Origin of the sequence: Vibrio harveyi NBRC 15634 = ATCC 14126 = KCTC 12724 (assembly GCF_001591145.1) — a bacterium.
Lineage (GTDB): Bacteria > Pseudomonadota > Gammaproteobacteria > Enterobacterales > Vibrionaceae > Vibrio > Vibrio harveyi.
This window is the reverse complement of record NZ_BCUF01000098.1, coordinates 1-3,683: the sequence shown is the minus strand read 5'-3', so window position 1 is coordinate 3,683 and position 3,683 is coordinate 1. Positions and strand designations below refer to the sequence as shown.

The window sequence follows — 3,683 nt, the reverse complement described above, 5'->3', positions numbered from 1 at the left end:
GGGGCGGGTCCCGCCGGTCTTGCGTGTGCTACTACATTGGCTGAGCGTGGACACAAAGTGGATCTGTTTGAGAAAAATGACCGCATTGGAGGGCAGTTCCGCTTAGCGATGCAAATCCCGGGCAAAGAAGAATTCCGTGAAACGATTCGTTACTTTGCAAATCGCATTGAGGAAACGGGCGTTAACCTTCACCTAGAAACAGAAGCTAACTATGACTTATTGACCGAATACGATGAAGTGGTGATGGCTTCGGGTGTAGAACCTCGTAAAGTTAAAATTGATGGCATCGATAATCCAGAAAAAGTGATCGACTATCAAACACTCATTCGAGATAAAACTCCTGTAGGCGAGAAAGTTGCCATTGTTGGTGCTGGTGGTATTGGTGTCGATGTAGCCACCATGCTCACTGAACCAGTTGGTCAGACGTTGGATGATTGGCTACACGAATGGGGAATCGACAAAGAGATGTCTCAACCGGGCGGTTTATACCCTTATCCCGATGCTGTTAGTGATAAAGAAGTATGGGTTCTACAACGTCGTAAAGGTCGTGTCGGTAAAGGTCCGGGTAAAACTACGGGTTGGATTCATAAACGCACATTAGAGAAACGCGGTGTTCACTTATATGGTGGCGTGTCTTACGACAAGATAGATGATACTGGTTTGCACATTAATGTGAATGGCAAAGAACAATTGTTAGCTGCAGATAAAGTGGTGATTTGCGCCGGTCAAGAGTCGGTTCGTCCATTTGAGGACAAGTGGCACGAGCTTGGTGAAAAACTGCATATTATTGGCGGCGCAGATCATGCAGGAGAACTTGATGCGGTGCGCGCTATCCGTCAAGGCGTCAAACTTGCTGTAAAACTGTAGTTATCTGTGACGGATCTTTTTCATTCTTAACCTTTTGTGGCTGCGCCTTGTGCGCAGCTTTTTTTATGGTTTTAAACCCTATAAAACAGAGTGTTATTTGCCAAAGTGGATTATGCTAAAGTGAACGCGTAAAAATAATAACTCACCTAATAAGGACTTGTTCATGGAAGCTCTCGATCTTTTGCTCAACCGCCGTTCTATTGCCAAGTTGTCTGAGCCTGCACCAGAAGGGCAAGCTCTAGAAAATATCATTCGTGCAGGTCTGCGAGCGCCAGATCACGCAGGATTGACGCCTTGGCGTTTTGTTATTGCTCAAGGGGATGGTCTTAAAAAGTTGTCAGATATCCTTGTGAGAGCAGCAGAAGCTGAAAACAGCGAAGACGCGGTGATAGAAAAAGTGAAAAACGCGCCTTTTCGCGCGCCAATGGTTATCACTGTGATTGCTAAAGTGACAGAACACGAAAAAGTCCCAGAACTGGAACAATATCTGTCTGCAGGTTGTGCAGTGCAAGCGATGCAAATGGCGGCGGTTGCCCAAGGTTTCCAAGGCTTTTGGCGTTCAGGAAAGTGGATGTTCCATCCAGAAGTACATCAAGCGTTTGGTCTTGAAGGCAAAGACCAAATCGTAGGTTTCCTGTATTTAGGCACCCCTGGTTGTACGCCAATGAAAGTGCCAGAGCGTGAACTGTCTCAATTCGTTGAGTTTCAATAATCTAGAATCGTGACCTTATCACTGTTCATCTGTACAGTTTTTCTTGATTTGTTAGGGGGACATTAGATAATGTCCCCCTCATTGTTTTGATTTTCTGAACTTTATGTCTCGTCTGTTTATTGCTGAAAAACCAAGTCTAGGTCGCGCTATAGCGGCTGCGTTGCCAAATCCTCAAAAGAAAGATCAAGGCTTTATCCGCTGTGGAAACGGTGATGTCGTAACTTGGTGTATTGGTCACCTGTTAGAGCAAGTAGAACCTGACGCTTATGACGAACGGTATAAGAAATGGAATCTGGCTGATTTACCGATTGTTCCACAGCAATGGCAGCTGAGACCGAGGAAGAGTGCCAGTAAACAACTCACAGTGATCCGTAAACTTCTCAAAGAGGCTACGGAGGTCATTCATGCAGGAGACCCTGATCGAGAAGGGCAACTGTTAGTGGATGAGGTTCTGGACTATTGCAAACTCTCCAAAACCAAAAAAGAAGCCACTCAACGATTGTTGATTTCGGACTTGAACTTGCCCGCAGTAAAACGAGCCTTAAGCTCGATGCGCAGTAACCGCGACTTTATTCCTCTTTCTGTTTCTGCTTTGGCGCGTTCTCGAGCCGATTGGCTTTACGGAATGAACATGTCGCGTGCTTACACTTTGCTGGGCCAAAAAGCGGGCTATCAAGGTGTTTTGTCAGTAGGGCGGGTGCAAACTCCAGTGTTAGGTCTGGTGGTGCGTCGTGACGAAGAAATCGAGAACTTTGTGCCGAAAGACTACTTCACGCTGCATGCTTTAATTCCATATCAAGATCAAAATGGTTCGTTTGATATACGTGCGCGTTGGAAACCTAGTGAGGCGTGTAAACCATGGCAAGACGAAGAGGGGCGTGTTCTGAGTAGAAAGCTCGTAGAGAACGTGGCGAATCGCATTGCCAATCAGCCCGCCAAAGTGACCGAGTCAGAACAAAAGCAAACCAAACAATCGGCTCCGCTTCCTTATTCACTATCTGCGTTACAAATCGATGCTGCTAAACGTTATGGGATGAGCGCACAACAAGTACTAGATACCTGTCAGGCTCTCTATGAAAAACATAAGTTGATCACTTACCCGCGTTCGGATTGTCGTTACTTGCCTATGGAGCATTACGCACAAGCGGGTTCTGTTACCTCTGCTATCTCCAACAATGCCAAAGAGCTACAAAGTGCGGTGCAAGGTGCGGATTTGTCAATTAAGTCCAAAGCGTGGAACGACAAAAAAGTTGATGCTCACCACGCAATCATCCCAACGCCTAAACAAGCAAATGTGAACGCGTTGTCAGGTAATGAGATGAAGGTGTATCAACTCATTGCACGTCAATATTTAATGCAATTCTATCCAGCTGCCGTTTACGCAGAAGCGAAGCTTGTATTTGATATCGCTGGTGGCACGTTTATCGCTAAAGGTCGTCAGTTGGTTTCTCCGGGGTGGAAAGCACTCATGGGGAAAACGGACAAAGAGGACGAGGGCATCGATGCTGTACCGCCATTACAAGAAGGTACGGTACTGACGTGTCGGGAAGGGGAAATTAAAGACCGTAAGACAGAACCTCCAAAGCATTTTACTGAAGCGACATTGCTGCAAGCGATGACTGGGATTGCGCGTTACGTAGCGGACAAAGAACTGAAGAAGATCTTACGCGATACAGACGGTTTGGGAACAGAAGCGACCAGAGCCGGCATTTTAGACACTTTGTTTAAGCGCCAACTTTTAACGCGTCAGGGAAAGTCGATTTTAAGCTCACCAGCAGGGCGTGGTTTGATCCATGCTTTGCCGATGGACTCGACTTATCCCGATATGACAGCACATTGGGAACACCAATTGCAGGGTATGGCAGAGCGAAATCAAGCTTATCAACCTTTTATGCAGGCGTTAGAGCAACGTATCGATGGTTTGATGGGCGAGGTGAAGTCCGGTCCTATTCCAGATTCTTTACGTCACCTTCCTAAAGTCGAGCGTCCTGCATTTAAACGCAAGAAGCGCAGCTATTCCAAAAAGAGTACATCAAAGTCGAGTACAGGCAAACGTATACCCAAGTGACTTCAAGATGCAGGATTCAGAGCGTTGTCATTGATT

Annotated in this window: 3 protein-coding genes; all 3 read left to right on the top strand. The window is 46.4% G+C overall.

The features are described from left to right. On the top strand, window positions 1-867 hold an 867-nt coding region (locus VHA02S_RS24410), incomplete at its 5' end, for an NAD(P)/FAD-dependent oxidoreductase (protein WP_155725051.1). A 163-nt stretch (window positions 868-1,030) separates the two neighbouring features. Continuing rightward, window positions 1,031-1,579: an NAD(P)H nitroreductase gene (locus VHA02S_RS24405; RefSeq protein ID WP_005444644.1), complete on the top strand. Its 549-nt coding sequence runs from the start codon at window positions 1,031-1,033 to the stop codon at window positions 1,577-1,579. 103 nt (window positions 1,580-1,682) lie between these two features. Then, window positions 1,683-3,647: a DNA topoisomerase III gene (locus VHA02S_RS24400; RefSeq protein WP_005444645.1), complete on the top strand. Its 1,965-nt coding sequence runs from the start codon at window positions 1,683-1,685 to the stop codon at window positions 3,645-3,647. The last annotated feature ends 36 nt before the right edge of the window (window positions 3,648-3,683 follow it).